Source organism: Streptomyces sp. NPDC006435 (assembly GCF_040612315.1).
GTDB lineage: Bacteria > Actinomycetota > Actinomycetes > Streptomycetales > Streptomycetaceae > Streptomyces.
This window is the reverse complement of the sequence record NZ_JBEXPY010000001.1, coordinates 161,554-188,085: the sequence shown is the minus strand read 5'-3', so window position 1 is coordinate 188,085 and position 26,532 is coordinate 161,554. Positions and strand designations below refer to the sequence as shown.

The 26,532-nt window shown below is 69.8% G+C and carries 21 protein-coding genes, 2 tRNA genes and 1 pseudogene; 16 read left to right on the top strand and 8 right to left on the bottom strand.

Translation table 11 applies throughout. From position 1 onward, the window contains the following. Positions 1-196 precede the first annotated feature (196 nt). From gyrB to ABZZ04_RS00825, 4 genes are all read left to right on the top strand, one after another. Entirely contained in the window at positions 197-2,302 is a 2,106-nt protein-coding gene (gene gyrB, locus ABZZ04_RS00840; protein WP_356930043.1) for a DNA topoisomerase (ATP-hydrolyzing) subunit B, read from the top strand. Between the two features lie 47 nt (positions 2,303-2,349). Then, positions 2,350-4,971 (top strand): DNA gyrase subunit A, encoded by a 2,622-nt coding sequence (gene gyrA, locus ABZZ04_RS00835; RefSeq protein ID WP_356930042.1) that lies wholly within the window; start codon positions 2,350-2,352, stop codon positions 4,969-4,971. Positions 4,972-5,058: 87 nt separating this feature from the next. Continuing rightward, the gene (locus ABZZ04_RS00830) at positions 5,059-5,643 is read left to right on the top strand and encodes a DUF3566 domain-containing protein (protein WP_356930041.1); all 585 of its coding nucleotides are present in this window, start codon (positions 5,059-5,061) and stop codon (positions 5,641-5,643) included. Positions 5,644-5,713: 70 nt separating this feature from the next. Then, positions 5,714-5,787, top strand: a tRNA-Ile gene (locus tag ABZZ04_RS00825). Positions 5,788-6,318: 531 nt separating this feature from the next. On the opposite strand, the pseudogene ABZZ04_RS00820 reads toward ABZZ04_RS00825, so the two are convergent. Continuing rightward, a pseudogene (locus ABZZ04_RS00820) lies at positions 6,319-6,618 on the bottom strand (DUF6344 domain-containing protein); the annotation flags it as partial. Positions 6,619-6,942: 324 nt separating this feature from the next. Here ABZZ04_RS00820 and ABZZ04_RS00815 point away from each other — a divergent pair. From ABZZ04_RS00815 to ABZZ04_RS00805, 3 genes are all read left to right on the top strand, one after another. Beyond that, the gene (locus ABZZ04_RS00815) at positions 6,943-7,077 is read left to right on the top strand and encodes a DLW-39 family protein (RefSeq protein WP_003958712.1); all 135 of its coding nucleotides are present in this window, start codon (positions 6,943-6,945) and stop codon (positions 7,075-7,077) included. 235 nt (positions 7,078-7,312) lie between these two features. Further along, positions 7,313-9,181, top strand: coding sequence for a VWA domain-containing protein (locus tag ABZZ04_RS00810; RefSeq protein WP_356930243.1), 1,869 nt, complete (start codon positions 7,313-7,315; stop codon positions 9,179-9,181). Then, a complete protein-coding gene (locus tag ABZZ04_RS00805; protein ID WP_356930040.1) occupies positions 9,181-10,527 on the top strand; it encodes a hypothetical protein in 1,347 nt (448 codons plus the stop codon). The genes ABZZ04_RS00810 and ABZZ04_RS00805 overlap by 1 nt, the downstream gene beginning before the upstream one ends. 66 nt (positions 10,528-10,593) lie before the next feature. Here ABZZ04_RS00805 and ABZZ04_RS00800 read toward each other — a convergent pair whose 3' ends face one another. Both ABZZ04_RS00800 and ABZZ04_RS00795 read right to left on the bottom strand, forming a co-directional pair. Then, complete coding sequence (locus tag ABZZ04_RS00800; protein WP_356930039.1) at positions 10,594-11,988, bottom strand: serine/threonine-protein kinase; 1,395 nt, start codon at positions 11,986-11,988, stop codon at positions 10,594-10,596. Positions 11,989-12,087: 99 nt separating this feature from the next. After that, positions 12,088-12,636 carry a DNA-binding protein gene (locus ABZZ04_RS00795; protein ID WP_356930038.1) on the bottom strand — a complete coding sequence of 183 codons (549 nt, stop codon included), beginning with the start codon at positions 12,634-12,636 and terminating at the stop codon, positions 12,088-12,090. Between the two features lie 171 nt (positions 12,637-12,807). Here ABZZ04_RS00795 and ABZZ04_RS00790 point away from each other — a divergent pair. Continuing rightward, a tRNA-Ala gene (locus ABZZ04_RS00790) sits at positions 12,808-12,880 on the top strand. Positions 12,881-13,023: 143 nt separating this feature from the next. On the opposite strand, the gene ABZZ04_RS00785 is transcribed toward ABZZ04_RS00790, so the two are convergent. Next, positions 13,024-13,734, bottom strand: a complete 711-nt coding sequence (locus ABZZ04_RS00785; RefSeq protein ID WP_356930037.1) for a DUF5324 family protein — start codon at positions 13,732-13,734, stop codon at positions 13,024-13,026. Between the two features lie 403 nt (positions 13,735-14,137). Between ABZZ04_RS00785 and ABZZ04_RS00780 the strand changes: the two genes are divergently transcribed. After that, complete coding sequence (locus ABZZ04_RS00780) at positions 14,138-14,665, top strand: peptidylprolyl isomerase (protein ID WP_356930036.1); 528 nt, start codon at positions 14,138-14,140, stop codon at positions 14,663-14,665. Between the two features lie 169 nt (positions 14,666-14,834). Further along, a complete protein-coding gene (locus ABZZ04_RS00775) occupies positions 14,835-15,734 on the top strand; it encodes a rhomboid family intramembrane serine protease (RefSeq protein ID WP_356930242.1) in 900 nt (299 codons plus the stop codon). A gap of 467 nt (positions 15,735-16,201) precedes the next feature. Here the strand turns inward: ABZZ04_RS00775 and crgA are convergent, their stop codons facing one another. Next, positions 16,202-16,456, bottom strand: a complete 255-nt coding sequence (gene crgA / locus ABZZ04_RS00770; protein WP_356930035.1) for a cell division protein CrgA — start codon at positions 16,454-16,456, stop codon at positions 16,202-16,204. A gap of 141 nt (positions 16,457-16,597) precedes the next feature. Between crgA and ABZZ04_RS00765 the strand changes: the two genes are divergently transcribed. Genes ABZZ04_RS00765 through ABZZ04_RS00740 form a run of 6 tightly spaced genes read left to right on the top strand, consistent with a single transcriptional unit; the run spans position 16,598 to position 21,218 of the window. Next, the gene (locus ABZZ04_RS00765; protein WP_356930034.1) at positions 16,598-17,365 is read left to right on the top strand and encodes a DUF881 domain-containing protein; all 768 of its coding nucleotides are present in this window, start codon (positions 16,598-16,600) and stop codon (positions 17,363-17,365) included. A gap of 24 nt (positions 17,366-17,389) precedes the next feature. Next, complete coding sequence (locus ABZZ04_RS00760; protein ID WP_356930033.1) at positions 17,390-18,085, top strand: class E sortase; 696 nt, start codon at positions 17,390-17,392, stop codon at positions 18,083-18,085. A 57-nt stretch (positions 18,086-18,142) separates the two neighbouring features. After that, entirely contained in the window at positions 18,143-18,325 is a 183-nt protein-coding gene (locus ABZZ04_RS00755) for a hypothetical protein (RefSeq protein WP_148836937.1), read from the top strand. Then, on the top strand, positions 18,322-18,960 hold the full coding sequence (locus ABZZ04_RS00750) for an aminodeoxychorismate/anthranilate synthase component II (RefSeq protein ID WP_356930032.1): 639 nt from the start codon (positions 18,322-18,324) through the stop codon (positions 18,958-18,960). The genes ABZZ04_RS00755 and ABZZ04_RS00750 overlap by 4 nt, the downstream gene beginning before the upstream one ends. Beyond that, positions 18,957-20,462, top strand: a complete 1,506-nt coding sequence (locus ABZZ04_RS00745; RefSeq protein ID WP_356930031.1) for a class E sortase — start codon at positions 18,957-18,959, stop codon at positions 20,460-20,462. Before ABZZ04_RS00750 ends, ABZZ04_RS00745 begins: the two co-directional genes overlap by 4 nt. A 27-nt stretch (positions 20,463-20,489) precedes the next feature. Further along, positions 20,490-21,218 (top strand): class E sortase, encoded by a 729-nt coding sequence (locus ABZZ04_RS00740; RefSeq protein ID WP_356930030.1) that lies wholly within the window; start codon positions 20,490-20,492, stop codon positions 21,216-21,218. A gap of 291 nt (positions 21,219-21,509) precedes the next feature. Here ABZZ04_RS00740 and pknB read toward each other — a convergent pair whose 3' ends face one another. From pknB to ABZZ04_RS00725, 3 genes are all read right to left on the bottom strand, one after another. Continuing rightward, positions 21,510-23,492, bottom strand: coding sequence for a Stk1 family PASTA domain-containing Ser/Thr kinase (pknB, locus tag ABZZ04_RS00735; protein ID WP_356930029.1), 1,983 nt, complete (start codon positions 23,490-23,492; stop codon positions 21,510-21,512). 167 nt (positions 23,493-23,659) lie between these two features. Beyond that, the gene (locus ABZZ04_RS00730) at positions 23,660-25,117 is read right to left on the bottom strand and encodes a penicillin-binding protein 2 (protein WP_356930028.1); all 1,458 of its coding nucleotides are present in this window, start codon (positions 25,115-25,117) and stop codon (positions 23,660-23,662) included. Further along, the gene (locus ABZZ04_RS00725; protein WP_356930027.1) at positions 25,114-26,523 is read right to left on the bottom strand and encodes an FtsW/RodA/SpoVE family cell cycle protein; all 1,410 of its coding nucleotides are present in this window, start codon (positions 26,521-26,523) and stop codon (positions 25,114-25,116) included. The genes ABZZ04_RS00730 and ABZZ04_RS00725 overlap by 4 nt, the downstream gene beginning before the upstream one ends. Positions 26,524-26,532 lie beyond the last annotated feature (9 nt).

Genomic DNA, 26,532 nt, shown 5'->3' with positions numbered 1-26,532 from the left:
GCCGCTTGAGGCACCATCCTGAATATGGGGAGTCGTCAGCCGCTCGTTGAGGGCGGCACATGCGGACTCAGGTACCCGCAAACCCCCATTCATGTCAGCGCTACCGGTAGACTGGTGAACAATCCCGCATCCTTGCGGGAGTCGTCGATTACAAGCCGAACGACGCAGCCGCTCCCGTTTGCCCGGAGAACGGCCTGTGCTGTGCCAGAAAGGGCGCTTCGTGGCCGATTCCGGCAACCCCAACGAGAACATTCCGTCCGTATCCGGTGAGGATGCCGAGGCCGCCGCCATGGGCGAGACCTCCGGCACCGGCGAGGCGTCCGCCTCGTACGACGCCAGTGCGATCACCGTCCTGGAGGGCCTGGACGCGGTCCGCAAGCGACCCGGCATGTACATCGGCTCGACCGGTGAGCGCGGCCTCCACCACCTCGTGTACGAGGTCGTCGACAACTCGGTCGACGAGGCCCTGGCCGGGCACGCGGACACGATCGACGTCACGATCCTCGCCGACGGCGGGGTCCGTGTGATCGACAACGGCCGAGGCATCCCGGTCGGCATCGTGCCGTCGGAGAAGAAGCCCGCGGTCGAGGTAGTGCTGACGGTGCTGCACGCCGGCGGCAAGTTCGGAGGGGGCGGCTACGCGGTCTCCGGCGGTCTGCACGGTGTCGGTGTCTCCGTCGTCAATGCCCTGTCCACGCGGGTGGCCGTCGAGGTCAGGACGGACGGCTACCGCTGGACGCAGGACTACAAGCTCGGTGTGCCCACCGCCCCGCTTGCCCGCAACGAGGCCACCGAGGAGACGGGCACGTCCGTCACCTTCTGGGCCGACGGGGACATCTTCGAGACCACCGAGTACTCCTTCGAGACCCTGTCGCGCCGCTTCCAGGAGATGGCGTTCCTCAACAAGGGCCTGACGATCCGGCTCACCGACGAGCGCGAGTCGGCGAAGGCGACGCTGGGCGCGGACGTCGCCGAGGTGGCCGAGGGCGCCGAGGCGGAGCAGGTCCGCACGGTCACGTACCACTACGAGGGCGGCATCGTCGACTTCGTGAAGTACCTCAACTCCCGCAAGGGAGACGTCATTCACCAGTCGGTGATCGACATCGAGGCCGAGGACAAGGAGCGCATGCTCTCGGCCGAGATCGCCATGCAGTGGAACACGCAGTACAGCGAGGGCGTCTACTCCTTCGCGAACACGATCCACACGCATGAGGGCGGTACCCACGAGGAGGGCTTCCGCGCCGCGCTGACCACGCTGGTCAACAAGTACGCGCGGGACAAGAAGCTGCTGCGCGAGAAGGACGACAACCTCACGGGCGACGACATCCGCGAGGGTCTGACGGCGATCATCTCGGTGAAGCTGGGCGAGCCGCAGTTCGAGGGGCAGACGAAGACCAAGCTGGGCAACACGGAGGCGAAGACCTTCGTCCAGAAGGTGGTCCACGAGCACCTCACGGACTGGTTCGACCGCAACCCGAACGAGGCCGCCGACATCGTCCGCAAGGGCATCGCGGCGGCCACCGCGCGTGTGGCGGCCCGCAAGGCGCGCGACCTGACCCGCCGCAAGGGGCTGCTGGAGAGCGCCTCGCTGCCGGGCAAGCTGAGCGACTGCCAGTCCAACGACCCGACGAAGTGCGAGATCTTCATCGTCGAGGGCGACTCCGCCGGTGGTTCGGCGAAGTCCGGCCGCAATCCGATGTACCAGGCGATCCTGCCGATCCGCGGCAAGATCCTGAACGTCGAGAAGGCCCGGGTCGACAAGATCCTCCAGAACACCGAGGTCCAGGCGCTGATCTCGGCCTTCGGTACCGGGGTCCACGAGGACTTCGACATCGAGAAGCTCCGCTATCACAAGATCATCCTGATGGCGGACGCCGACGTCGACGGCCAGCACATCAACACCCTGCTGCTGACGTTCCTCTTCCGCTTCATGCGTCCGCTGGTCGAGGCCGGGCACGTGTACCTCTCCCGTCCGCCGCTCTACAAGATCAAGTGGGGCCGGGACGACTTCGAGTACGCGTACTCGGACCGGGAGCGCGACGCACTGGTCGAGCTGGGCAAGCAGAACGGCAAGCGGATCAAGGAAGACTCGATCCAGCGCTTCAAGGGTCTCGGCGAGATGAACGCCGAGGAGCTGCGCGTCACCACGATGGACGTCGACCACCGGGTGCTCGGCCAGGTCACGCTGGACGACGCGGCGCAGGCCGACGACCTCTTCTCGGTGCTGATGGGCGAGGACGTCGAGGCGCGGCGCTCGTTCATCCAGCGCAACGCCAAGGACGTCCGCTTCCTCGACATCTGAGTCGGCCGTACCAGCCAAGCCGCCGCTCGAAAGGACTTTGACCAGCAATGGCCGACGAGAACACCCCTGTGACACCCGAAGAGGAACCCGCCGCCGGTGTGGGGATGCGTGTCGAGCCCGTGGGGCTCGAGACGGAGATGCAGCGCTCCTACCTCGACTACGCGATGTCCGTGATCGTCTCGCGTGCGCTGCCGGACGTGCGGGACGGTCTCAAGCCCGTCCACCGCCGGGTGCTGTACGCGATGTACGACGGCGGCTACCGGCCCGAGAAGGGCTTCTACAAGTGCGCCCGCGTCGTCGGCGACGTCATGGGCACGTACCACCCGCACGGCGACTCCTCGATCTACGACGCGCTGGTGCGTCTGGCGCAGCCGTGGTCGATGCGGATGCCGCTGGTGGACTCCAACGGCAACTTCGGTTCCCCGGGCAACGACCCGGCCGCGGCCATGCGGTACACCGAGTGCAAGATGATGCCGCTGTCCATGGAGATGGTCCGGGACATCGACGAGGAGACCGTCGACTTCCAGGACAACTACGACGGCCGCAACCAGGAGCCGACGGTCCTGCCGGCGCGGTTCCCGAACCTGCTGGTCAACGGTTCCGCGGGCATCGCGGTCGGCATGGCGACCAACATCCCGCCGCACAACCTGCGCGAGGTCGCGGACGGTGCGCAGTGGTACCTGGAGCACCCGGACGCCTCGCAGGAGGAGCTCCTGGACGCGCTGATCGAGCGGATCAAGGGGCCGGACTTCCCGACCGGCGCGCTCGTCGTGGGCCGCAAGGGCATCGAGGAGGCGTACCGCACGGGCCGCGGCTCGATCACGATGCGCGCGGTGGTCGCGGTCGAGGAGGTCCAGAACCGGCAGTGCCTGGTCGTCACGGAGCTTCCGTACCAGACCAACCCGGACAACCTGGCGCAGAAGATCGCCGACCTGGTGAAGGACGGCAAGATCGGCGGTATCGCCGACGTCCGTGACGAGACCTCGTCGCGCACCGGTCAGCGCCTGGTGGTCGTGCTGAAGCGGGACGCGGTCGCCAAGGTCGTCCTGAACAACCTGTACAAGCACACCGACCTCCAGACCAACTTCGGCGCCAACATGCTGGCGCTGGTCGACGGCGTGCCGCGCACCCTCTCGATCGACGCGTTCATCCGGCACTGGGTGACGCACCAGATCGAGGTCATCGTCCGGCGCACGCGCTTCCGGCTGCGCAAGGCGGAGGAGCGGGCGCACATCCTGCGCGGCCTGCTCAAGGCCCTGGACGCGATCGACGAGGTCATCGCGCTGATCCGCAGCAGCCAGACGGTCGAGGTGGCGCGCGAGGGCCTGATGGGCCTGCTGGAGATCGACGAGCTCCAGGCGAACGCGATTCTGGAGATGCAGCTGCGCCGGCTGGCCGCGCTGGAGCACCAGAAGATCACGGCGGAGCACGACGAGCTCCAGGCGAAGATCAACGAGTACAACGCGATCCTGGTGTCGCCCGAGCGGCAGCGGCAGATCGTCAGCGAGGAACTGGCGGCGATCGTCGAGAAGTTCGGCGACGACCGGCGTTCCAAGCTGGTGCCCTTCGAGGGCGACATGTCCATCGAGGACCTGATCGCCGAGGAGGACATCGTCGTCACGATCACGCGTGGCGGCTATGTGAAGCGCACGAAGACGGACGACTACCGCTCGCAGAAGCGCGGCGGCAAGGGCGTGCGGGGCACGAAGCTCAAGGAAGACGACATCGTCGACCACTTCTTCGTGTCGACGACGCACCACTGGCTGCTGTTCTTCACCAACAAGGGCCGGGTGTACCGGGCGAAGGCGTACGAGCTGCCGGACGCCGGCCGGGACGCCCGCGGTCAGCACGTCGCGAACCTGCTGGCCTTCCAGCCGGACGAGCGGATCGCCCAGATCCTGGCGATCCGCGACTACGAGGCCGCGCCGTACCTGATCCTGGCCACGAAGGGCGGTCTGGTGAAGAAGACCGCGCTGAAGGACTACGACTCGCCCCGTTCCGGCGGTGTCATCGCCATCAACCTGCGGGAGACGGCGGACGGTGCCGAGGGCGCGGCCGACGAGCTGATCGGCGCGGAGCTGGTCTCGGCCGAGGACGACCTGCTGCTCATCAGCAAGAAGGCCCAGTCGATCAGGTTCACTGCGACGGACGACGCGCTGCGCCCGATGGGCCGTGCGACCTCGGGTGTCAAGGGCATGAGTTTCCGCGAGGGCGACGAACTGCTCTCGATGAATGTTGTCCGGCCCGGTACGTTCGTGTTCACTGCCACCGACGGCGGGTACGCGAAGCGGACCCCCGTCGACGAGTACCGCGTCCAGGGTCGCGGCGGTCTGGGAATCAAGGCCGCCAAGATCGTGGAGGACCGTGGTTCGCTGGTCGGCGCGCTGGTGGTCGAGGAGTCGGACGAGATCCTCGCCATCACGCTCGGCGGTGGTGTGATTCGCACGCGAGTCAATGAAGTCAGGGAGACGGGCCGTGACACCATGGGCGTCCAACTGATCAACCTGGGCAAGCGGGATGCCGTCGTGGGCATCGCGCGCAATGCCGAAGCCGAGGCCGAAGAGGCCGACGAGGTCGAGGGGTCCGAGGACGCCGGGGCCGCGACGGCGGAGGCCGCCGAGGGCAATGTCGAAGGCACGTCGCCTTCGGCCGGGGAGCACGAGGAGTAGAGCGTGAGTGGAGCCACGGGCGCCGGTTCGGCCGCTTCCGGAGCGAACGGTGCCCGTGGCCCTGCCACGGACTCCCAAGGGGGCACTGTGACGGACACCCGGGGGCCTCAGCCCCAGTACGAGGGTTACGCGGCCGGGCCGTTGCCGGGCGAGCGCGCACCCGCGCCGGGGCAGGCGAGCGGGCCGTACCACCCGCCGCAGGCGTACCCCTCGCCCGCGGGCGGGACGCAGGGCGGCGCGCGGGGCGCGGGAACCGCTCAGGCGGCCCGCCGGCCGCGTACGGGTGCGCGGACGACCCCGCGCACCCGCAAGGCGCGGCTGCGGGTGGCCAAGGCCGACCCGTGGTCGGTGATGAAGGTCAGCTTCCTGCTGTCCATCGCGCTGGGCATCTGCACGGTGGTGGCGGCGGCGGTGCTGTGGATGGTGATGGACGCGATGGGCGTCTTCTCCACCGTGGGCGGCACGATCAGCGAGGCCACCGGTTCCAACGAGAGCAACGGTTTCGACCTCCAGTCGTTCCTGTCGCTGCCGAGGGTCCTGATCTTCACCTCGGTCATCGCGGTGATCGACGTGGTCCTGGCGACCGCGCTGGCGACGCTCGGGGCCTTCATCTACAACCTGTCGGCGGGTTTCGTGGGCGGTGTCGAGCTCACGCTGGCCGAGGACGAGTAGGGCGCGGGGTATCGATTTTGGGACTGGCCCCGACGTGCGCTAATCTTCAGATGTCAGCGCGCAGCGCGGCGGGGCTATAGCTCAGTTGGTTAGAGCGCATCCCTGATAAGGATGAGGCCACAGGTTCAAATCCTGTTAGCCCCACAGTGACGACGTAAGGCCCGTATCTCCTCGGAGATACGGGCCTTACGCGTTGTGCGGACGGTGCGGTGCCGTCCTGCCGGTCGTGCGGGCAGGGGCGGGGCGGGAGTTGCGGGGCGGTGCCGTGCCGGTCGGGGAGCGGGCCGGGTGCCGGGCGCTTCCGGGTGGGCCGGGGCGGGCCGTCACCAGGCTGCTTCCGAACGGGCCGGGGGCGCGGGCCGGGAAGCCCGGTGCGCGGGCCCCAGGGGCACGAAGAAGCCCCCGGGGCGGGGCCGGGGGCTCGGGGGTCGGTCGTGCGGTGCGCGGTCGTCACGGCGGGAGGAGGGACGAGTCCCCCGCCGGGGCTCCGTGGGCGGTGCGGGCGACGCGGTCGGTGCGCGGGGCGCCTTCGGTCTTCACCGTGCCACCGGTGCGCGGGGTGCTTGCGGTGCTGCCGGTGCCCGCGGTGGTCGTGATGTCGCCGGCGGTCGAGGTGCCGCGGGAGTCCGCCGCGTTGCCGGTGCTCGTGGTGCCGTCGGTGTCCGGGGCGTCCTCGGTGTTCGCGGTGCCGTCGGACAGGTGGCGGGTGGCGGGCGAGGAGCCGTGTGCCTCGGCGCGGATGCGCTGCTTCATCGTGGGCGGCAGGGCCGTGTCACGCGGAAGGGCCCATCGAACCGACGGGGTGGTCGCGGTTGCTGCGGTCGCACCCGTGTGCTCCTGGGTCGTGGTGGTCGGCTCCGCCGCACCGTTCTCCGTGGCCGTCGCCGTGGCGCCCATGAGGCCCAGTGCGGCGAGAAGCGCGAAGAAGGCGGTGATGAAGGCGGTCCAGATGCTCTTGGCCTTGAAGGTGCTCATGGCCCCTCACTTTCGGGTGGTCCGGTTTGCTTGCCTTTCCGATGATGTGTATGTGGCCTGCGATTTCCCGGACCCACGCCACCGATGCGCGGATCTTCAGATGAACACCACTCGTATGGTTCAACCGGTCCGTACGGATTCCCGACGGGCCGCGGGGGCGGGCCGCGGGGGTGCCGGCGGGGCGTCCGCGGAGCGGGCGGTTCCCGGAAGATCGCTTTTCCCGGGGCGCCAGTTGGGCTGCGGGGAGGTCACCGGTTGATATCGGTCGGTGTGTATAGTCGGGCGGCAGAAGTCCCCTACGTCAAGGAAAGACGAGGTCGCGCGGTGAAGAAGCTTCTCCTGGTCGCACTGGCCGCCATCGGCGGGCTCCTCGTGTACCGCCAGATCCAGGCGGATCGCGCCGAGCAGGATCTGTGGACGGAGGCGACTGACTCCGTGCCCGCAGGTTCGGGTGTGTGAGACAAGAACAGCCTGATTGCGGGCCCCGGTCGCTGAGCGGCCGGGGCTTCGTGCTGTTGCGTGACCGTGACGCCCGTGTTCTTGAGTTCGCCCACGCAAATCAATAAGTTGCTTGAGCAAAACAGCTGGGGTTCTTCGGGCGAGGGGGCACGGGGTGGAGACACGGGACCGGTCGAGGGGGCGCCGTCGTCGCGGCGCGGTCGCGGGGGTGTGGACCGGGGCGGTGCTGCTCGCCCTGGGGGCGGGGGTGCCGCCGGTCGCGGCCGCACCCGCTGGCGGTGCGTCCGCGGCCCCGGCGGCGTCCGGGACCGGTGGCCCGTCCGGCAGCCTGGTCATGGTCCTCGACTCGTCCGGCTCCATGGCGGACGACGACGGCACGGGGCGCACCCGGATGGAGAGCGCCCGCAAGGCCGTCGGCACCGTCGTCGACGGCCTCCCCGACGGGCATCCGACCGGACTGCGGGTGTACGGCGCCGACCGGGCCCGCGGCTGTACGGACACCAGGCTCGTGCGGCCGGTGCGCGCACTCGACCGGGCGGCCGTGAAGCGGGCCGTGGCGGCCGTGCGGCCCAAGGGGGACACCCCCATCGGCCTGTCGCTGCAGAAGGCCGCCGAGGACCTTCCGGAGCCCTCGGGCGGGGCCGTCGCCACCCGCACGATCCTGCTGGTCTCCGACGGCGAGGACAACTGCGGTGCGCCGGAACCCTGCGAGGTCGCCGAGCGGCTCGGCAAGGAGGGGATCGGGCTGCGGATCGACACGGTGGGCTTCCAGGTGCGGGGCGCGGCCCGCGAACAGCTCGAATGCGTCGCGGCCGCGGGCAACGGCCGCTACTACGACGCCCCGGACGCCGACGCCCTGGCCCGGCAGCTGCAACGGGCGGCGCAACTCTCCGCGGACGGCTACCGGTTGCGGGGCGAACGGATCGAGGGGACGGCGACCCCGGAGAAGGCGCCCGCCCTGGCCCCCGGGCAGTACCTGGACACCATCGGTCCGGGCGAGACGCGGTACTACGCCGCCGAGTTGGACGCCGTCTCGACGGCGAACTTCTCGGTGACGGCGGTGCCGCAGCCCGGAACGGCCGTCGACATGTTCGACGTGCTGCGCACCACCGTCGTGCACGACGCCGACGGCTTCTGCCAGTCGGAGAACGCGAACTTCCAGCAGCCGGACGAGGGTGCGACCCCGTTGACCTCGGCGGTGGCCCGTATCCCTTCGGAGAAGGGAGGGGGAACCTGTGACCGGGCCGGCCGGTACTGGCTGAAGGTCGAGCGGGAGACCAGGAACAACCCGGACGCCGCGCGCTGGCCGCTCGAAATCGTCCACGGGGTGGAGGCGCCGCTGCGGAAGGGGACCGTTCCCGCCCAGTCCCGGCCGGAGTACGGCGAGGGTGGCGAGGACGCCGTGCTGCCCGCCGGCGAGCCCGAGGACGTGCGGGGCGGCACCGGCTTCAACGACGCGAGGAGGATCGGCCGGGGCGTGTGGCGCGACCGGATCCTTCCGGCGCAGACCCTCTGGTACAAGGTCCCGGTCGGCTGGGGCCAGCAGGTGCGCTACGACGTGGAGTTCGCGAACGAGCCCACGGTGGGGCGGCTGGCAACCACGTACTCGTACGGGGCGAGCCGGCTGTTCACGCCCGCCCGGTTCCCGGTGCCAGGGGGCGGCGAGTTCAGCCCGACGACGCTGTACAGCGGGCGGCCCGCGGTGATCCGGATGGGAGGCGTGCCGGTCGCCTGGACCAATCGCTACGAGTACCCCTCCGCCGTCCGTCCCGTGCACGTCGGGGGCGACTTCTACATCTCGGTGACGCTGGGGGCGCAGGCCGCGGAGATCGCGGAGAACCCGCAGATCGGGCTGGTGCTGCGGGTGTCGGTGCTCGGGGACGAGCTGGCGGGCCCCGAGCACGGTGCACCCGTCGCGGCCAAGAAGTCGGACAAGAAGGGCAATCCGGCCGGCGTCGGAGACAGCAGCGGTACGGGCGGGGCAGGATGGACCGGCATTGCGGCCGCTGTCGGGGCGGGCGCCGCGGTGGTGGTGGCCGTGGGGTTCGTGTTCGTGCGCGGGCGTCGCGGACGGGCCGCACGGACGACGAGGGGAAGCGCGTGATGAGGCAGCGCAACAGGGGCCGGGTGGCGCTGGCCGCGGTCGCGGCGATGTGCGCGGCGGCGGCGCTGCCGGGGCAGGCGTACGCGGCCGGGGAGGCCGGCACGTACGCCTTCGACCCCGGGGCGAAGAAGACCGACGGTGCGGAGGTCAGCACCGAGGCCCCGGCGCTGACGTCCGGATCGGTGTACCGGAGCTCGATCAAGCCCGGTGAGAAGCTCTACTACCGACTGAACCTCGACGCGAGGACGAACGCCTACGTCTCGGCGGTCGCGGTGCCCAAGGGCGGCGGCCAGGTCGCCTACGGGGACGGCATCACGGTCAGCATCCGGGACAGCGCGGACCTGCAGTGCAGCTCGGAGGACGCGCGGTTCGAGTCGGCGGAGTTCCCGCGTCCGATCGCGGCGTACGCCCACCGGCTCGTGGAGAAGGACAGCAGCACCTGCCAGGAGGCCGGGACGTACAACGTCCTGATCGAGCGGGAGAGCAAGGCGACGTCGACCCCCGACGCGTGGGAGCTGGAGCTGCGCTACGCGTCGGAGCCGCAGCTGAAGTCGGCCGGTTCGATGCCGACCGAGGCGCCGGACGACTGGCCGTCGGCCTCCCCCGTGCCGCCCACCGCCGCCCCGCAGAAACGGTCGGGCGGCACCAGCTACTACGACGCGACCGGGCTGGACACCGGCGAGTGGCAGGAGAAGGACGGCATCCGGCCTGGGCAGACCCTCTTCTACCGGATTCCGGTGGACTGGGGGCAGCAGGTCTTCGCCACCGCCGACCTGAGCAACAACAACGCCTCGGACGAGTACGTCAGCAGCGCGCTCACGATGTCCCTGGACAACCCGGCGCACGGCCACGTCGACTCCGCGTCGCCGCTGTCGTACTCCGGGAAGCCCGCGTCCATGTCGCTGGACCCGCTGCCCCCGGTGAAGTACGAGAACCGCTATGACTCCGACGGGAGCGTCAGCGCCATGCGATTCGCCGGCTGGTACTACCTCTCGGTGACGCTCAACCCGAAGATCGCGAAGGCGTACGGCGACAAGGCGATTCCGCTGACGCTCAGGATCAAGGTCGAGGGGAAGGCCGAGGAGTCGCCGTACACCGGGGACGCCGGTGCCTTCTCGGTCACGCAGGACGACCGGGACATGGCCAGGGACGGCAAGAGCACTCCCCAGGCGGCCGGCAGCGACCGGATGAAGCTGATCGGCGCGGCCGGGATCGGCACGGGTTCGGTGCTGGTGCTCGGGCTCGGTGTGTGGACGCTGCTGGCGCGGCGCCGCGCGGCGACCGCCCCGGCGGGCCCGGCCGGGGACGGGCAGTCGCCGTACGGGGGGCCGCCGCAGGCCTGGTAGCCGGTCGCGTACGACTCGGGCCGTCCTCCCCCGCCGGGGAGGACGGCCCGAGTCGTACGCGAGGCCCTAGCTCTGGGTCAGCGCCCAGATGCCCACCGCGAAGCAGATCAACGCCACCACCAGGATCGGGACCGCCACCTTCGGGGTCGGTCCCGGCCGCTTCTGCGGGGCGCGCGCGGGCGCGGGTGCGGGGACCGCGGGGTGCGGGGATGCGCCGGGCGCGGGGGCCTGCGGCTGCCCGGCGGTGTACGCCCGGGTGGCCACCGGCTCGTGGCGCACGGCGGACGTGGGGGCCTGCGAGAACTCCGACGCGGACGAGGCGTAGGGGGGAGCCGGGTGTGCCTGGAGCGGAGTGGAGGGCGTGACCGGCTGCGCCTGTTGGGGCTGCTGGACCGGCTGCGCCTGCTGGGGCGGCGGTGTGGGCTGCGGCGGGGGCGGCGGGAGGTGGAAGCTGCCCGTCTCCGACATCGAGACCGGGGGCTGGACGTGGGACTGCCCGCTCACCGGCCCCTGCTGAGCGGACCGGACGTCCTGCGGACCCGGTATGCCCTGTGCGCCCTGCGGCCCCTGTGCGGGGGCGGCGACCGGTCCGGACGGGCCGAACCCCTCGGGCAGCGGACCGAGTTGGTCGAAGACCTCGACGGGCTCGTCGTCGGGGTCGGGCTCGGGCAGCATCTCGACCGCCGCCGTCAGCGCCTTGCGCGCGCCCGTCGCGGTACGGAAACGGGCCTGCGGGTCCGGCTGCAACAGCCCCGCCAGGACCTGCCACAGCGGCTCGGGAATCCCTTCCGGGGCTCCCGGGGTGCCGTGCGCGGCGAAGTGCTCGACGAGCGCCTGGGAGTCGGGCTTCTTCCCCTGGAGCAGATACAGCGCGACGAGCCCGACCGCGAACAGGTCCGCGGGGAAGTCGGGTTCCGCGCCCATCATCTGCTCGGGGGCGAAGTAACCGGGCGTCCCCACCACGTAGTTGGTCTCGGTGAGCCGGGGCTCGCCCTTGCGCATGGAGATGCCGAAGTCGGACAGCCGCAGATGCGGACGGCCGGTACCGGTCGCCTCCATCAGGATGTTGGCCGGCTTGATGTCCCGGTGCACGACACCCTCCGCGTGCACCGTGGACAGCCCCGACAGCAGCTGGTCGAGGAGGGTGCAGACGAAACGGGGCGGCAACGGCCCGTAGTCGCCGATGACATGGGCCAGCGAACCGCCGCTCACCAGGTCCATGGTGAACAGGACCTTGTCGTCGTCGGCGGCCCAGCTGGCCGGGGCGAGCACGTGCGGGTGCTCGATCCGCAGCGCCTGTTCGCGAACGAAGCGCAGCAGCGTGTGCGCGTCGCTCTGCTGGAGGACCTTGGCCGCCACATAACGGCGGCGCCGGTGGTCCCAGGCACGCCAGACGGCGCCGACCCCACCACGTCCGATCGGATCGATCAGTTCGTACCGACCGGCGAAGACCTCACCCATTGCGCTGTGCCCGCTCCCAGTTCCCGTTTCGGTCCCACGATGTCCGGTCCCGCGACCGGTTCCCGGAGGTAGCGCCCGGACCGGTCCGGGCGGACGGTTCTAGCTCTGGTGTCCCTCGTAGTGCGCCACCGCGTCCGCGGTGCGCCCCGCGCCGTACACCCTGAGGAACTCTGCCAGTTCGGGATGGGTCGGGGCGAGGGAGTCGGCGGCGTCGATGATGTCGCCGGCCGCCGCGACCGATCGCAACAGCGACTGGATCTCGCGGACCACGCGCCGGACGGTGGGGGCGCCGCCGGTGTGGGAGGTCTGGCTCGTGCCGGTGAGGACGGAGCCGCCCTGGGACTTCTTGATCTCCTCCATGCGGTCGGTGGCCTCGCCCGCGCTGACGCTGCCGTCCGCGACCTGGCCGGCCAGCTCCTGGAGCGCCTGGACGCGCTGGACGACCGCGGGGTTGCCGATCTTCGCCCGCTGGCCGCTCATCAGCTGGGAGAGCATGGGGGCGGACAGTCCGAGGACGGCGGCGAGCCGGGCCTGGTTCAGACCGAGGTCGTCTATCAGCCGACGGAAGAGTGCGCCGAGGGGCTCCCCGTACCAACTGCGCTGAAGTTCCCTGGCTCTTGCGGTGGCCTCTTGCTGCGCTGCGTCCATGGCGTCTCCCCTTCGCTGCGGCTTCGCTGCTGCGAACCTCGTCGAGCATCTTACGGAGAGTGGTCGCCGACCGGGAGTCCCTATCCTTTTGCAGGAATGCGGGGGGTACCCGGTACTGTGGGTCTGCGGCGGTTACCAAGACGCTGAAGCGTCCGGTGCTGTCCCGTTTTCGGGGCCTTAGCTCAGTTGGTAGAGCGCTGCCTTTGCAAGGCAGATGTCAGGAGTTCGAATCTCCTAGGCTCCACTCCTCGAAACCCCCTCCCGTCCGTGGAAACACGGTGGGAGGGGGTTTCGTGCTTGGAAGGGGCGCGAAGCCGTGTCCACCGGAACCCGGCGTCCTGTGGACACGGCTCCGGTGGACACGGCTTCGGCGTGCCGGGAGGCGGATCAGCGGCGGTCCCCCGGGCCCCCGGTCCCGTTGTCCTCGTCCTCGGTCTGTTCGGTACGGGCGTCGGGGTCGAGCGGGGCCGGGCCGCTGCCGTCGACCGAGGTCAGCGGCGGCCGGTCGGAGACCTCCGTGGGGGCGGGCGGCTCGACCAGCCAGTCGGGGTTGGCCTGCTTGTCCCACCACCGCCAGGCGGCGTAGGCGACGCCCGCCACGATGCCGACCACGACGAGACCCTTGAAGAGCCGCCCGGTCCGCGCCCGCCGCTCGTGCTTCCTGGCCAGCTGCCGGATCTCCTGCGCCGTGACCTGTCCGCGCAGTGCCGCCAGCGCGGCGGCGCTGCGGGCCGTCGCCTCCTCGGCCATGGGCTGGGCGACGGCCATCGCGTGCTCGACGCGCGGCACGGTGTAGTCCGCGGCGCTGCGGGCGGCCCGGCGGGTTTGCCGAGCCGCCCGTCGGCCGACCTCGTCGACCTTGGGGGGCACATGGGTGAGGGCCGTCTCGATGCGGGGGGCGAGATGTGCGTCGTACTGGACACGGGCCTGCCGAGCCGCCTTGGACACCTTCGGCGCGAGCCGGGTGCGGGCCTCGTGCGCGAGGTGTGCGGCCTGGTCCTTGGCCGTTCCGGCGTAGGGCGCCACCACTTCCGCGGCGTGCTGCACGCTGTCCTTCGCCGAGTCGGTTGCGGCGCGCACGCTGTCGATGCGGGTCACGGGATCCTCCTCCTTGGTGGCGGGTGGTACTCCGCCTTTCCACCCATTCCGAGATCATGCCCGCCGGATTCCGGTACGGCATGCGGGGCGGGCATCCGGGGCATCCAGGGCATTCGGGGTGCCCGGGTCGTGGGGACGCCTTCGGGCAATGCGGTGCAAGGGGAGTCTTCTGCCGACAATGCCATGGTTCGGCAAGGTATGCGCCGCTTCGTCACGCACTTGGCCTCATTCGTCGCGGCGGGGGAAGCGGTGAGGAGGCGGTGCGGGCGGTCCGTGCGAGGATCGGAACGTCACCGAGGACCGGGCGGTGAACGGTGGACGTCGGGACCGTGCGGTGAACGGCACGGACGCCCGGACGTCCCCGACGGCTTGAACGTCACCGAAGACTCACGGAAGGCAGATCGTGGCCGAGAAGCTTTACGCCACCTTGAAGACCAACCAGGGCGACATCGAGATCGAGCTGCTGCCGAACCATGCGCCCAAGACGGTCAAGAACTTCGTCGAGCTCGCCAAGGGCGAGCGGGAGTGGACGCACCCCGCGACCGGCAAGAAGTCGACGGACAAGCTGTACGACGGCACCGTCTTCCACCGCGTCATCGGCGGCTTCATGATCCAGGGCGGCGACCCGCTGGGCAACGGCACCGGTGGACCGGGGTACGAGTTCGCCGACGAGTTCCACCCCGACCTCGCCTTCACCAAGCCGTACCTGCTGGCCATGGCCAACGCCGGTCCGGGCACCAACGGCTCGCAGTTCTTCGTGACCGTGGCGCCGACCGCCTGGCTGACCGGCAAGCACACCATCTTCGGCCAGGTCAGCAACGAGGCGAGCAAGAAGGTCGTGGACGCCATCGCCGGTACCCAGACCAACCCCCGCACGGACCGTCCGGTGAACGACGTCGTGATCGAGTCGGTCGTCATCGAGACCCGCTGATCACCACGGGCCATCGGATGATCACGCTCTGATCATCCTTTCGGGAACCAAACGCCCTGCTCGTCCGTACTTGTTGCAGAGCGGTACTTGTCACGTACCGGGGCGAGCAGGGCGGCGTCGTGCGTGCTGCCGCGCAGAGGACCGAAGGGACCGGGAAGCAATGGGACCGATGGACCAGCAGCCGCCGGGGGGCCCGGACCCGTCCGCCGCGGAGGGCGCGCTCGGCTGCTACCGCCACCCCGGCCGCGAGGCGAACGTCCGCTGCACCCGGTGCGAGCGCCCGATCTGCCCCGAGTGCATGGTCGACGCCTCGGTCGGCTTCCAGTGCCCGGACTGCGTCCGCCAGGGATCGGGTACGGGGCACGGCCCGGCCGCCAACCGGCCGCGCACCGTCGCGGGCGGCAGCATCACGGCCGATCCCCGCCTCGTCACCAAGGTCCTGCTCGGCCTCAACGTCGCCGTGTACCTCGCGGTGCTGGTGAAGGGCGACAGGCTGGTAGAGGAGCTGATGCTGCTCGGCCGGGCCACGACCCAGTTCGGCGGCCCGCTGGAGGGCGTGGCCGAGGGCCAGTGGTACCGGCTGGTGACGTCGATGTTCCTGCACCAGGAGATGTGGCACATCGTGTTCAACATGCTGGGCCTGTGGTGGCTCGGCGGCCCGCTGGAAGCGGCGCTCGGCCGCGCCCGCTACCTCGCGCTCTATCTGATCTCCGGGCTGGCGGGCGGTGCCCTCACCTACTGGCTCTCCGAGCCCGTGCAGGGCTCGCTCGGAGCATCCGGGGCGATCTTCGGTCTGCTGGGCGCCACCGTCGTGCTGATGCGCCGGCTCAACTACGACATGCGCCCGGTCTTCGTGCTCCTCGCGGTGAACCTGGTCATCACGTTCAACCCCTGGGGCGGAATCGCCTGGCAGGCGCATGTCGGCGGTCTGATCGCGGGCACGCTGATCGCGATCGGCATGGTGCACGCCCCCCGGGAGCGGCGCGAACTGGTGCAGTACGGCACCTGTGCCCTCGTCCTGGCGGCCGTGGTCCTCGTCGTCGTCGCCAGAACGGCCGCGCTGACCTGAGCGGACCCGCCGGGCCAGGGGCTCGCCGGGCCAGGGGCTCGCCGGGCCAGGGGCTCGCCGGGCCACGGGTTCATCGGACCACGGGTTCGTCGGACCACCGGGCAGAGATCCGTGCCGGGTCCGTCAGCCGTGTGGGTCGGGGGCTGTGGCTGCCCGGATCAGGCTCGTGACCGTCTGGATCGGACCAGTTGTGATCGCCTGTGGCGGAAGTTGTCCACAGCGGGTGCTGGATCTTGTGCATTCCGTGGGAACAACTGTGCCCCTTGTCGCTGAGCTGGGTTTTTCCAGCAGGGACAAGGGGCGCTCTCTCCTCCGAGGGGAGAGACTGCAGTCACATCGGCGTCAACAGCCGGAAGGTTATCCACAGATCGTCTGACCTTTTCCCCTGCCTGTGGATAACGCTGTGGGTAACTCGGGGCAAGGGTTGCGGGAGCGGGCCCCGCCGTGCGGTCAGACGCGGGACGGCACTACTTCCACTGCGTGGAGACGCCGAAGCCACCGGCGATGAAGCCGAAGCCGACGACGATGTTCCAGTTGCCCAGCGAGTCGATGGGCAGGTCGCCGTCGGTCACGTAGAAGACGACGATCCAGGCCAGGCCGATCAGGAAGAGCGCCAGCATCACGGGCGCGACCCAGCTGTGGCTGGTCAGCTTTATGTTGGTTGCCTGCTTCGCCGGAGGGGGCGTGAAGTCGGCCTTCTTGCGGATACGTGACTTCGGCACGAGGAACTCTCCTGTCGATGCGCTGCGTGACCGCGCAGGGAACTGTGGCTGGCAGCCGGGGCTGGCGCGAGGGGGACTGCTGCCTCCCCCGGGCGTCCGTTAGCGTAGTGCTTCCGTGGCGCCTAAGGAGATAAGGGTACGTTGAGCAATTCTGCCGACTCTCCCCAAGGGCCGGTCCGGCGCACCTTCCGGCACCCGGCCAGAGTGCTCACGGCCGGCGTCTTCGCCCTCGCCGGCCTGATCTTCGTCACCAGTGCCAACACGGCCAAGGGCACCAACATCCGTACCGACTCCTCGCTGCTCAAGCTCTCCGACCTCATCCAGCAGCGCAGCGAGAAGAACGCCCGGCTGGACGAGACCACCGCATCCGTGCGCGAGGACATCGACGCCCTGGCCCGGCGCGACGACGGCAGCACCGAGGCGGAGGACGCCCGGCTCAAGGAGCTCGAACGGACCGCGGGCACCACGAAGCTCACCGGCCGGTCGGTGTCGGTCACCCTCAACGACGCCCCGCCCGACGCCACCGCCAACCCCGGCTACCCCGACCCGCAGCCCAATGACCTGGTCATCCACCAGCAGGACCTGCAGGCGGTCGTCAACGCCCTCTGGCAGGGCGGTGCCAAGGGCATCCAGGTCATGGACCAGCGGCTGATCTCCACGAGCGCGGTGCGCTGTGTCGGCAACACCCTGATCCTCCAGGGCCGGGTCTACTCCCCGCCGTACAAGATCACCGCGATCGGCGATCCGGGCAGGCTCAAGCAGGCGCTCGACGACTCCCCGGCGATCAGCAACTACCTGCTGTACGTCAAGGCGTACGGGCTCGGCTGGAAAGTGGACGAGCACGATGCGGTGACTCTTCCCGGCTACTCGGGCACAGTGGACCTCCACTACGCGGAGCCCGTGAAGTAGCGAGCAGCTGGGGAGGCCGACCCGGTGCCGGTGCGACTGGTCGTCAGGACGTTCAGCGAACTCTGCATCACCGTCGGCGCACTCATCGTGCTCTTCGTGGTGTACGTGCTGTTCTGGACCGGGGTGAAGGCCGCGGACGCGACCGGGGAGGAGCTCGACGCCCTGCGCGGCCAGTGGGCGCGGACGGCCGCCGCGCCCGGGGCGCGGCCCTCCCCGGAGCCGGCGAAACCCCCGGCCCCCGCCGCGTACCGGGACGGCAAGCCGTTCGCGATGCTGTACATACCGCGCTTCGGCAAGGGCTGGGAATGGCCCGTCCTGGAGAACACCGAGGTCAGGACCCTGCAGAAAGGTCTCGGCCACTACCGGGGCACCGCCCGTCCGGGAGAGACGGGCAATTTCGCGGTGGCCGGGCACCGCCGCACGTACGGCGACCCGTTCAAGGACTTCCCGAAACTGCGCCGGGGCGACGCGGTCCTGCTGACGGACGGGACGACGTGGTTCACGTACCGGATCGAGAAACCGCCCCACCGGACCGTGCCGAGCGACACCGGGGTCATCGCGCCGGTCCCCCGCGGATCCGGCTTCGACGGGCCCGGCCGCTATCTGACCCTGACCACCTGCGAGCCCGAGTGGGGCAGCAGTCACCGGCTCATCGCCTGGGCGCACCTCGACGCCACCCAGCCCGTCGCGGAAGGCAGACCGGCGGCTTTCCACAGCTGACCCACGCTCGTGCCGCGGCCCTTTAGTCTGGTTCCCGTACCGAATGGAGGGGACAGCATGTATGGCTGGATCTGGCGGCATCTGCCGGGCAACACGTGGGTGCGTGCGCTCATCTCGCTCGTACTGGTGCTGGGGGTCGTCTACGTGCTCTTCCAGTACGTCTTCCCCTGGGCGGAACCCCTGCTCCCGTTCGGTGACGTGACGGTCGACGGCTCGACAGGGACGGAGGGCGGCCAGTGAGTGCCCGCATCCTCGTGGTGGACAACTACGACAGCTTCGTCTTCAACCTCGTCCAGTACCTCTATCAGCTCGGCGCCGAGTGCGAGGTGCTGCGCAACGACGAGGTGACGACGGCGCACGCCCAGGACGGCTTCGACGGCGTCCTGCTGTCGCCCGGCCCCGGTGCCCCGGAGCAGGCGGGTGTCTGCATCGAGATGGTCCGCCACTGCGCGGCGACGGGCGTTCCGGTCTTCGGGGTCTGCCTGGGGATGCAGTCGATGGCGGTGGCGTACGGCGGCGTGGTGGACCGCGCCCCGGAGCTGCTGCACGGCAAGACCTCGCCGGTGACGCACGAGGGCGCGGGGGTCTTCGCCGGCCTGCCGTCCCCCTTCACCGCGACCCGCTACCACTCGCTCGCCGCCGAGCCCGGCACCGTACCGCCGGAGCTGGAGGTGACGGCGCGTACGGCCGACGGCATCATCATGGGGCTGCGCCACCGCGAACTGGCGGTGGAGGGCGTGCAGTTCCACCCGGAGTCGGTGCTGACCGAGCACGGGCACCTGATGCTGGCCAACTGGCTGGTCCAGTGCGGTGACACCGGAGCCGTCGCGAGGTCGGCGGGGCTCGCGCCGGTGGTGGGCAAGGCCGCCGCGTGACCCCCCTCCGCCCCGAACACGAAGCAGGACAGGACGGCCCGTACGAGCAGGGAACGTACGAGGCCGCGGGCGTGTTCGAGGCGGAGGTCGACCGGCTGGCGGATCCGCTGAACGATCCGTTGCCCGGACAGCACGCCTCGCCGTGGTTCAGGGCGGACAACATCCGTCCCGAGGAGACCGGGGCACCGGAGGCGGGACGGGGGCGGCACCGGAACCCGGCCCCGCAGCAGTGGTCCGGGGAGGGGACGGATCCCCGGGCACAGCCGTCCGGGCCGCCACCGGCGGCGCGGGAGGCGCGGGGCGGCCCCGAGAGCGTCCCGGACGAGTGGTACGACCCCCAGGGGTTCGAGCGGGACTGGTACGGGCCGCAGAGCCCCGCGCCGGCGTCCGCGCCCGCTCCGGTGCCCCCGGTCCGGTCGGACCCCTCCCCTTCCCCCTCCCTCTACCAGGACCCCTTCCCGGGCCCCTCTCCGGCCGAGGACGGGACGGCCGTCCTGCGGACCGTCCGCGAACCGGGCCCCTTCCCGGCCGACGACGCGACGGCCGTCCTGCCGGTCGTCGACGGGGCGGGCTTCGGCCCGGACCCGGTGCCGCAGGAGGGCACGGAGGGCTTCGAGGACCCCGAGCAGGGCCCGGAAGGGCCCGCCCCGGGCCCCGGGGACACATCCCCGGAACCGCGCCCCGGAGGCCGTGCCGAACGCCGCCGTGCGGCCAAGGGGCGCGGCCGTCGCCGCGCCGACGCACCGGCACGGACCGCGTCGCCGACCGCGGCGCAGGACGACAGACCGATGTCGCGCGTCGAGGCACGGCGTGCGGCACGCGCGGCCAAGGACAGCCCGGCCGTGGTCGCCAGCCGGTTCACCGGTGAACTGTTCATCACGCTCGGCGTGCTGATGCTGTTGTTCGTCACCTACCAGCTGTGGTGGACGAACGTGCGCGCGAACCAGTACGCGGGCAAGGAGACGGACAAGATCCAGGACGACTGGGCCAAGGGCGACCGCAATCCCGGGGTGTTCGAGGCGGGCCAGGGGTTCGCCATCATCCACATCCCCAAGCTGGACGTGGTCGCCCCGATCGCCGAGGGCATCAGCAAGGAGAAGGTCCTCGACCGGGGCATGGTCGGCCACTACAGCGAGGGCTCGCTGCGCACCGCGATGCCGTCGGCCGAGAAGGGCAACTTCGCCCTGGCCGGCCACCGCAACACGCACGGCGAGCCGTTCCGCTACATCAACCGGCTGGAGCCCGGCGACCCGATCGTGGTGGAGACGCAGGACGCGTACTACACGTACGAGATGGCGAGGATCCTGCCGCAGACGTCGCCGTCGAACGTCTCGGTGATCGATCCGGTGCCTGCCGGTTCCGGCTTCACCAAGTCGGGCCGGTACATCACTCTGACGACCTGTACGCCGGAATTCACGAGTACGTACCGTTTGATCGTCTGGGGCAAGATGGTCGACGAACGACCGCGCAGCAAGGGGAAGCCCGACGCGCTCGTGGGCTGAATCATCATCACGACAGGGACGGGTGCGGTGACAGCGAGGACCGAGGACGAAGAGCGGGTCGACGAGTCCACGCCCCTTCCCCGGCGCGGGGGCCGCCATCCCGTCGCGACCGCGGTCAGCGTCTTCGGCGAACTGCTGATCACCGCGGGCCTGGTGCTGGGGCTCTTCGTCGCCTACTCCCTCTGGTGGACGAACGTGCTCGCCGATCGCGAGGCCACCAAGCAGGGCGAAACCGTCCGCGACCGCTGGGCGGGCGGACCGGGCGCGCTGGACACCAAGGACGGCATCGGGTTCCTACACGTCCCGTCGATGAAGAACGGCGAGGTCCTGGTCAAGAAGGGCACCGACACCGAGAACCTCAACAACGGCATCGCGGGCTACTACACGGAGCCGGTGAAGTCGGCCCTCCCGTGGGACGAGAAGGGCAACTTCACCCTGGCGGCACACCGTGACGGGCACGGCGCCAAGTTCCACAACATCGACAAGATGCGGACCGGGGACGCGATCGTCTTCGAGACCAGGGACACCTGGTACGTCTACAAGGTCTTCAAGGAGCTTCCCGAGACGTCGAAGTACAACGTCGACGTCCTGCAGCCGGTGCCGAAGGGCTCCGGAGCGAAGAAGTCCGGCCGCTACATCACGCTGACGACCTGCACGCCGGTCTACACGTCGAAGTACCGCTACATCGTGTGGGGCGAACTGGTCCGCACGGAGAAGGTGGACAACGACCGCACGAAGCCGGCGGAACTGCGCTAGCAGATCTGCCGCTCCGCGCGAGGGGCCCGGAGCCGCGACCACCGCTTGCGGCTCCGGGCCCCTCGCGCGTGCTGCCGGGGCCAACCCGCCCACGGGCCACCCCCGGCCGTCCAACGACCGTCCACCGGCCGTCCAACGACCGTCCACCGGCCGGGCGGGACCGGAGACAGGGACGCGGGGCGGGAACCGGGCAGGACCAGAGGGGCCGTCACGGCCGAGGGCGCGGGTACGGCAAAGGGCCCCGGTCACCGTGAGGTGCCGGGGCCCGATGGCGGTCGGTGCGGGTCGGTATCAGTCTTCCCGCGAGCCGGACGGCCCGCCGAAGATGTTGCCGTCCCCACCGCCCGGCATGGTCCGGACGGTGACCGCGCTGTTCTTGTCGACCTGCTGGCCCACACCGGGCTGGAAGCCGATGATCCTCGCGTTGTCGTCACCGGGGCCCTGGACCTGGCCGAGCTGCAGACCCGCCTGGGCCAGCAGGGCCTTCGCCTCCGCGATGGTCTTGCCCTGCAGGTCGGGCACCGTGGCCTTCTCCGGCTGCTGCGGCCCCTTGGAGACCTTCAGGACGATCTGCACGTCCTTGGCCTGCTTGCCGGCACCCGGGGTCTGCTCGATCACCGTGTTCGCCGGCTGGTCGGAGTCGACGTCGGTGCGCGAGATGTTGGTGAACCCGATGCCCCTGAGCTGGGCCTCGGCCGCCTCGTACGTACGGGTACGGACGTCCGGGAGGTCCAGGGTGGCCTCCTTGGCCACCGTGATCGTGACCTCGGAGTTCCGCTCGGCCTTCGAGTTCCCCTGGGGGTTCTGCTCGATGACCGTGCCCGAGGTCTTCTCGGACTCGACAGCCTTGACGGCCACCGTGAAGCCCTTGGCCTCCAGGTCCTTGCGGGCGGTCGCCTCCGTCTTCTCGACGACGTCCGGGACCTCGACCTTCGGCGCTCCGGTGGAGACGACGACCGTGATGGTGTCCTTCTCCTCCATCGTGCTGCCGGGTTCCGGGGTCTGGCTGCAGATCTTGCCCTTGTCCTGCTCCTCGCAGGGCTCGCGGGAGCCGATCTTCAGGGTGATGTTGGCACTGTCGGCGAGTTTCTGCGCCCGGTCCACGGTCGTGCCGATCATGTTCGGCGCGTCGATCTCGCCGCTGCTCTTGGTGTCGCTGAACACCGCCCTGCCGATCAGGATCGCCCCGATCAGCACCAGGATGCCCGCGACGACCAGCAGGATCGTCGAGGTGTTGCTCTTCTTCTGCCGACGCCGGTCGGGCCGGTCGTCGTAGCCGTAGCCGCCGTCGTCCGGGTTGACCGGCGGCAGCATCGACGTGGCCGCGTTGTTCGGGTCGGTGGCGTGCAGCGCGGTGGTGGGCTGGTCGTTGCCGCCGTAACCGTCGTAGCCGCCGTAACCGGCCGCGCCCATCGTCGCGGTGGCGGCGACCGGCTGGCCGTCGAGGCAGGCCTCGATGTCGGCACGCATCTCGTCGGCCGACTGGTAGCGATAGTCGGGGTCCTTGACCAGGGCCTTCAACACGATCGCGTCCATCTCGGGCGTGATCTCGGGGTCGAAGTTGCTGGGCTTCTGCGGCTCTTCCCGCACGTGCTGGTAGGCGACCGCGACGGGCGAGTCCCCGATGAAGGGCGGCCGGACCGTCAGCAGTTCGTAGAGCAGGCAGCCGGTGGAGTACAGGTCGGAGCGTGCGTCGACCTGCTCGCCCTTGGCCTGCTCCGGGGAGAGGTACTGGGCGGTGCCGATGACGGCGGCGGTCTGGGTCATCGTCATGCCGGAGTCGCCCATGGCGCGGGCGATGCCGAAGTCCATGACCTTGACCTGACCGGTGCGCGTCAGCATGACGTTCGCCGGCTTGATGTCCCGGTGGACGATGCCCGCGCGGTGCGAGTACTCCAGCGCCTGGAGGATGCCGACGGTCATCTCCAGGGTGCGCTCGGGCAGCAACTTGCGGCCGGAGTGCAGGAGTTCCCTGAGCGTCGACCCGTCGACGTACTCCATGACGATGTACGGGATGGAGACCCCGTCGACGTAGTCCTCGCCGGTGTCGTAGACGGCGACGATCGCCGGGTGGTTGAGCGAGGCGGCGGACTGGGCCTCACGGCGGAACCGGGCCTGGAAGGACGGATCGCGGGCCAGGTCGGCCCGCAGCGTCTTCACGGCTACGGTGCGGCCGAGCCGGGTGTCGTGTGCGAGGTAGACCTCGGCCATGCCACCACGGCCGAGCACCGAGCCCAGCTCGTACCGGCCGCCGAGGCGACGCGGCTCTTCCATAACTGTTCCAGCCCTCTCCGTCAGTCCCGACCGCACCGGTGTGCGGTCCGGCGGTGTGCTGCTCGCACATACGCTACCGGCCACGCACTACCCGATCGGGCGGAAGTCCGGACTCGATATCCGACCGGTATCCCAATGTGCAGGTATGCCGCCCGATGTGATGGGCATCACTTCTTGCTGTCGATGACCGCCTCCATCACGGCCTTGGCGATCGGCGCGGCCAGACCGCCACCGGAGATGTCGTCACGGTTGGCCTGGCCGTCCTCGACGACGACGGCGACGGCGACCGGGGAGCCGCTGTCGGTCTTGGCGTACGAGATGAACCACGCGTACGGCTTCTCGCTGTTGTTGAGGCCGTGCTGGGCGGTACCGGTCTTGCCGCCGACGGTGACGCCGTCGATCTGGGCGTTGCGGCCGGTGCCGGTCTCGACGACGGTCTCCATCATCTGCTGGAGCTTCTGTGCGTTCTCACCGGAGAGGGGCTGGCTGAACTGCTCCTTCTCGTGGGTGTAGATCGCGTCCAGGTTGGGGGCCTGGCGCTCGGCGACCATGTACGGCTGCATCAGCTTGCCGTCGTTGGCGATCGCGGCGGCGACCATGGCCATCTGGAGCGGGGTGGCGCGGTTGGACGCCTGGCCGATGCCGGCCATGGCGTTCTGCGGACGGTTGTCCTTGGGGTAGACGCTGGCGTCGGCGCGGACCGGGGTGAAGATCTCCTCGTTGAAGCCGAACTTGTCGGCCTGGTCGATCATCTTCTGGTTGCCCAGGTCGTCGCTGATCTTGCCGAAGACCGTGTTGCAGGACCACCGCAGCGCTTCCCGGAGCGAGGCGTTCTCGCACGGGATGGTGCCCTCGTTGTCGAGGTCCTGGGTCGAGAGCGGAAGCCGCCAGGGCAGCGGCGACTTCGTCTTCGCGTCGATGTCGGTGTACAGCCCGTTCTCCAGCGCCGCGGCGGCGGTGACGACCTTGAAGGTCGAGCCGGGCGGGTAGGTCTCGCGCAATGCCCGGTTGAGCATCGGCTTGTCCTTGTCCTTCAGGAGCTTCTGCCGGGCCTTGCTGTCCTTGTCGGAGTTGCCCGCGAAGACCGAGGGGTCGTACGACGGGGTGCTCACCAGGGCCAGGATGGCGCCGGTCTGCGGGTCGAGGGCGGCGACGGCGCCCTTCTTGCCGTTGAGCTTCTTGAACGCGGCCTTCTGCGCGGCGCCGTTCAGCGTGGTGACGACGTTGCCGCCCTGCTTCTTGTCACCGGTGAACATCGACAGGGTGCGGTCGAAGAAGAGCTGGTCGTCGTTGCCGGTGAGGATGCCGTCCTCCAGGCTCTCCAGCTGCGAGGCGTCGAAGGCCTGCGAGGAGTAGCCGGTGACGGGGGCCCACATGGGGCCGTCCTTCCAGACCCGCTTGTACTTGAAGTCGCTGCCCTTGGTCTCGACGGACCCGGTGACGGGGTTGCCGTCGACGATGATGTTGCCGCGCTCGTGCGCGTAGCGCTCGATCCGGACGCGGCGGTTCTCGTCACGCTTGTTCAGCTCGTCGGCACGGACGTACTGGAGGTAGTTGGTGCGCACGAGCAGGGCGAGGATGAGGACGCCGCAGAAGATCGCGATTCGGCGCAGGGGCTTGTTCACGGTCGGACCACCTGGGTCATCTCGGCATCGGGGGACGGCGCGGGTGCCGGGGCGGGGCGGCGTGCGGTGTCGCTGATCCTGATGAGGATGGCGATCAGTGCCCAGTTGGCGAGCACGGACGAACCGCCGTACGCGAGGAACGGCATCGTCATGCCACTGAGCGGGATGAGGCCCATGACACCGCCGGCGACCACGAAGATCTGGATCGCGAAGGCCCCGGACAGCCCGACGGCGAGCAGCTTGCCGAAGGGGTCACGGGCGGCGAGCGCCGTGCGGATGCCCCGCTCGACGATCAGGCCGTAGATCAGCAGGACGGCCATCATCCCGGCCAGGCCCAGTTCCTCGGCGACGGTGGAGAGGATGAAGTCGGCGTTGGCGGCGAACATGATCAGGTCCGAGTGGCCCTGGCCCAGTCCGGAGCCGAGGGTGCCGCCGGCACCGAAGGACATCAGCGACTGGGCGATCTGGTCGCTCTGCGCCAGCGTGGCCTTGGAGAACGGGTCGAGCCAGGCGTTCACACGCTGCTGCACGTGGGACTCGAAGGACGCCACACCGACCGCGCCCGCTGCGGACATCAGCAGACCGAAGACGATCCAGCTGGTCCGCTCGGTGGCGACGTACAGCATCACGACGAAGAGGCCGAAGAAGAGCAGCGAGGTACCGAGGTCGGTCTCGAAGACCAGGATCAGGATCGACAGGGCCCAGATGGTGATGATCGGACCGAGGTCGCGGCCGCGCGGCAGGTACATCCCCATGAAACGGCGGCTGGCCAGCGCCAGGGCGTCACGCTTCACCATGAGGTAGCCGGAGAAGAAGATCGCGATCAGGATCTTGGCAAACTCTCCCGGCTGGATGGTGAACGGGCCGAGGCTGATCCAGATTTTCGCGCCGTTCACCGCGGGGAAGAACATCGGCAGGATCAGCAGGACCAGCGCCACAGCCATCGAGATGTAGGTGTAGCGCTGGAGGATGCGGTGGTCCTTGAGGATGATCAGCACGGCGACGAAGAAGGCGACACCGATCGCCGAGTACAGCAGCTGCTTGGGGGCGTCGGGGCTGTACTTCCCGTAGTAGATCTCCGCGCGCTGGATCAGTCGCTGCGACTGGTCCAGCCGCCAGATCAGCACCAGCCCCAGGCCGTTGAGCAGGGTTGCCAGCGGCAGCAGCAGCGGGTCCGCGTACGGGGCGAACTTGCGCACCACGAGGTGGGCGACGCCGCCGAGCAGGATGATTCCGGCGCCGTATCCGAACATGCCGGACGGGAGCTTGCCGTCGATGGCGAGCCCGACGTTGGCGTAGGCGAAGACCGAGATGGCGACGGCGAAGCCCATCATCATCAGCTCGGTGTTGCGGCGGCTCGGCGCGTCGATCGCGCCGATCGTGGTCGTGTTGGTGACAACGCTCATGGTGCTGAA

Excerpts from the sequence above, each read along its gene's own strand:
- ABZZ04_RS00795 (WP_356930038.1), bottom strand. The coding sequence starts at position 12,636 with ATGGACGCAGCGCAGCAAGAGGCCACCGCAAGAGCCAGGGAACTTCAG.
- pknB (WP_356930029.1), bottom strand. The coding sequence starts at position 23,492 with ATGGAAGAGCCGCGTCGCCTCGGCGGCCGGTACGAGCTGGGCTCGGTG.
- ABZZ04_RS00800 (WP_356930039.1), bottom strand. The coding sequence starts at position 11,988 with ATGGGTGAGGTCTTCGCCGGTCGGTACGAACTGATCGATCCGATCGGA.
- gyrA (WP_356930042.1), top strand. The coding sequence starts at position 2,350 with ATGGCCGACGAGAACACCCCTGTGACACCCGAAGAGGAACCCGCCGCC.
- ABZZ04_RS00805 (WP_356930040.1), top strand. The coding sequence starts at position 9,181 with ATGAGGCAGCGCAACAGGGGCCGGGTGGCGCTGGCCGCGGTCGCGGCG.
- ABZZ04_RS00775 (WP_356930242.1), top strand. The coding sequence starts at position 14,835 with ATGGACCAGCAGCCGCCGGGGGGCCCGGACCCGTCCGCCGCGGAGGGC.
- ABZZ04_RS00725 (WP_356930027.1), bottom strand. The coding sequence starts at position 26,523 with ATGAGCGTTGTCACCAACACGACCACGATCGGCGCGATCGACGCGCCG.
- ABZZ04_RS00755 (WP_148836937.1), top strand. The coding sequence starts at position 18,143 with ATGTATGGCTGGATCTGGCGGCATCTGCCGGGCAACACGTGGGTGCGT.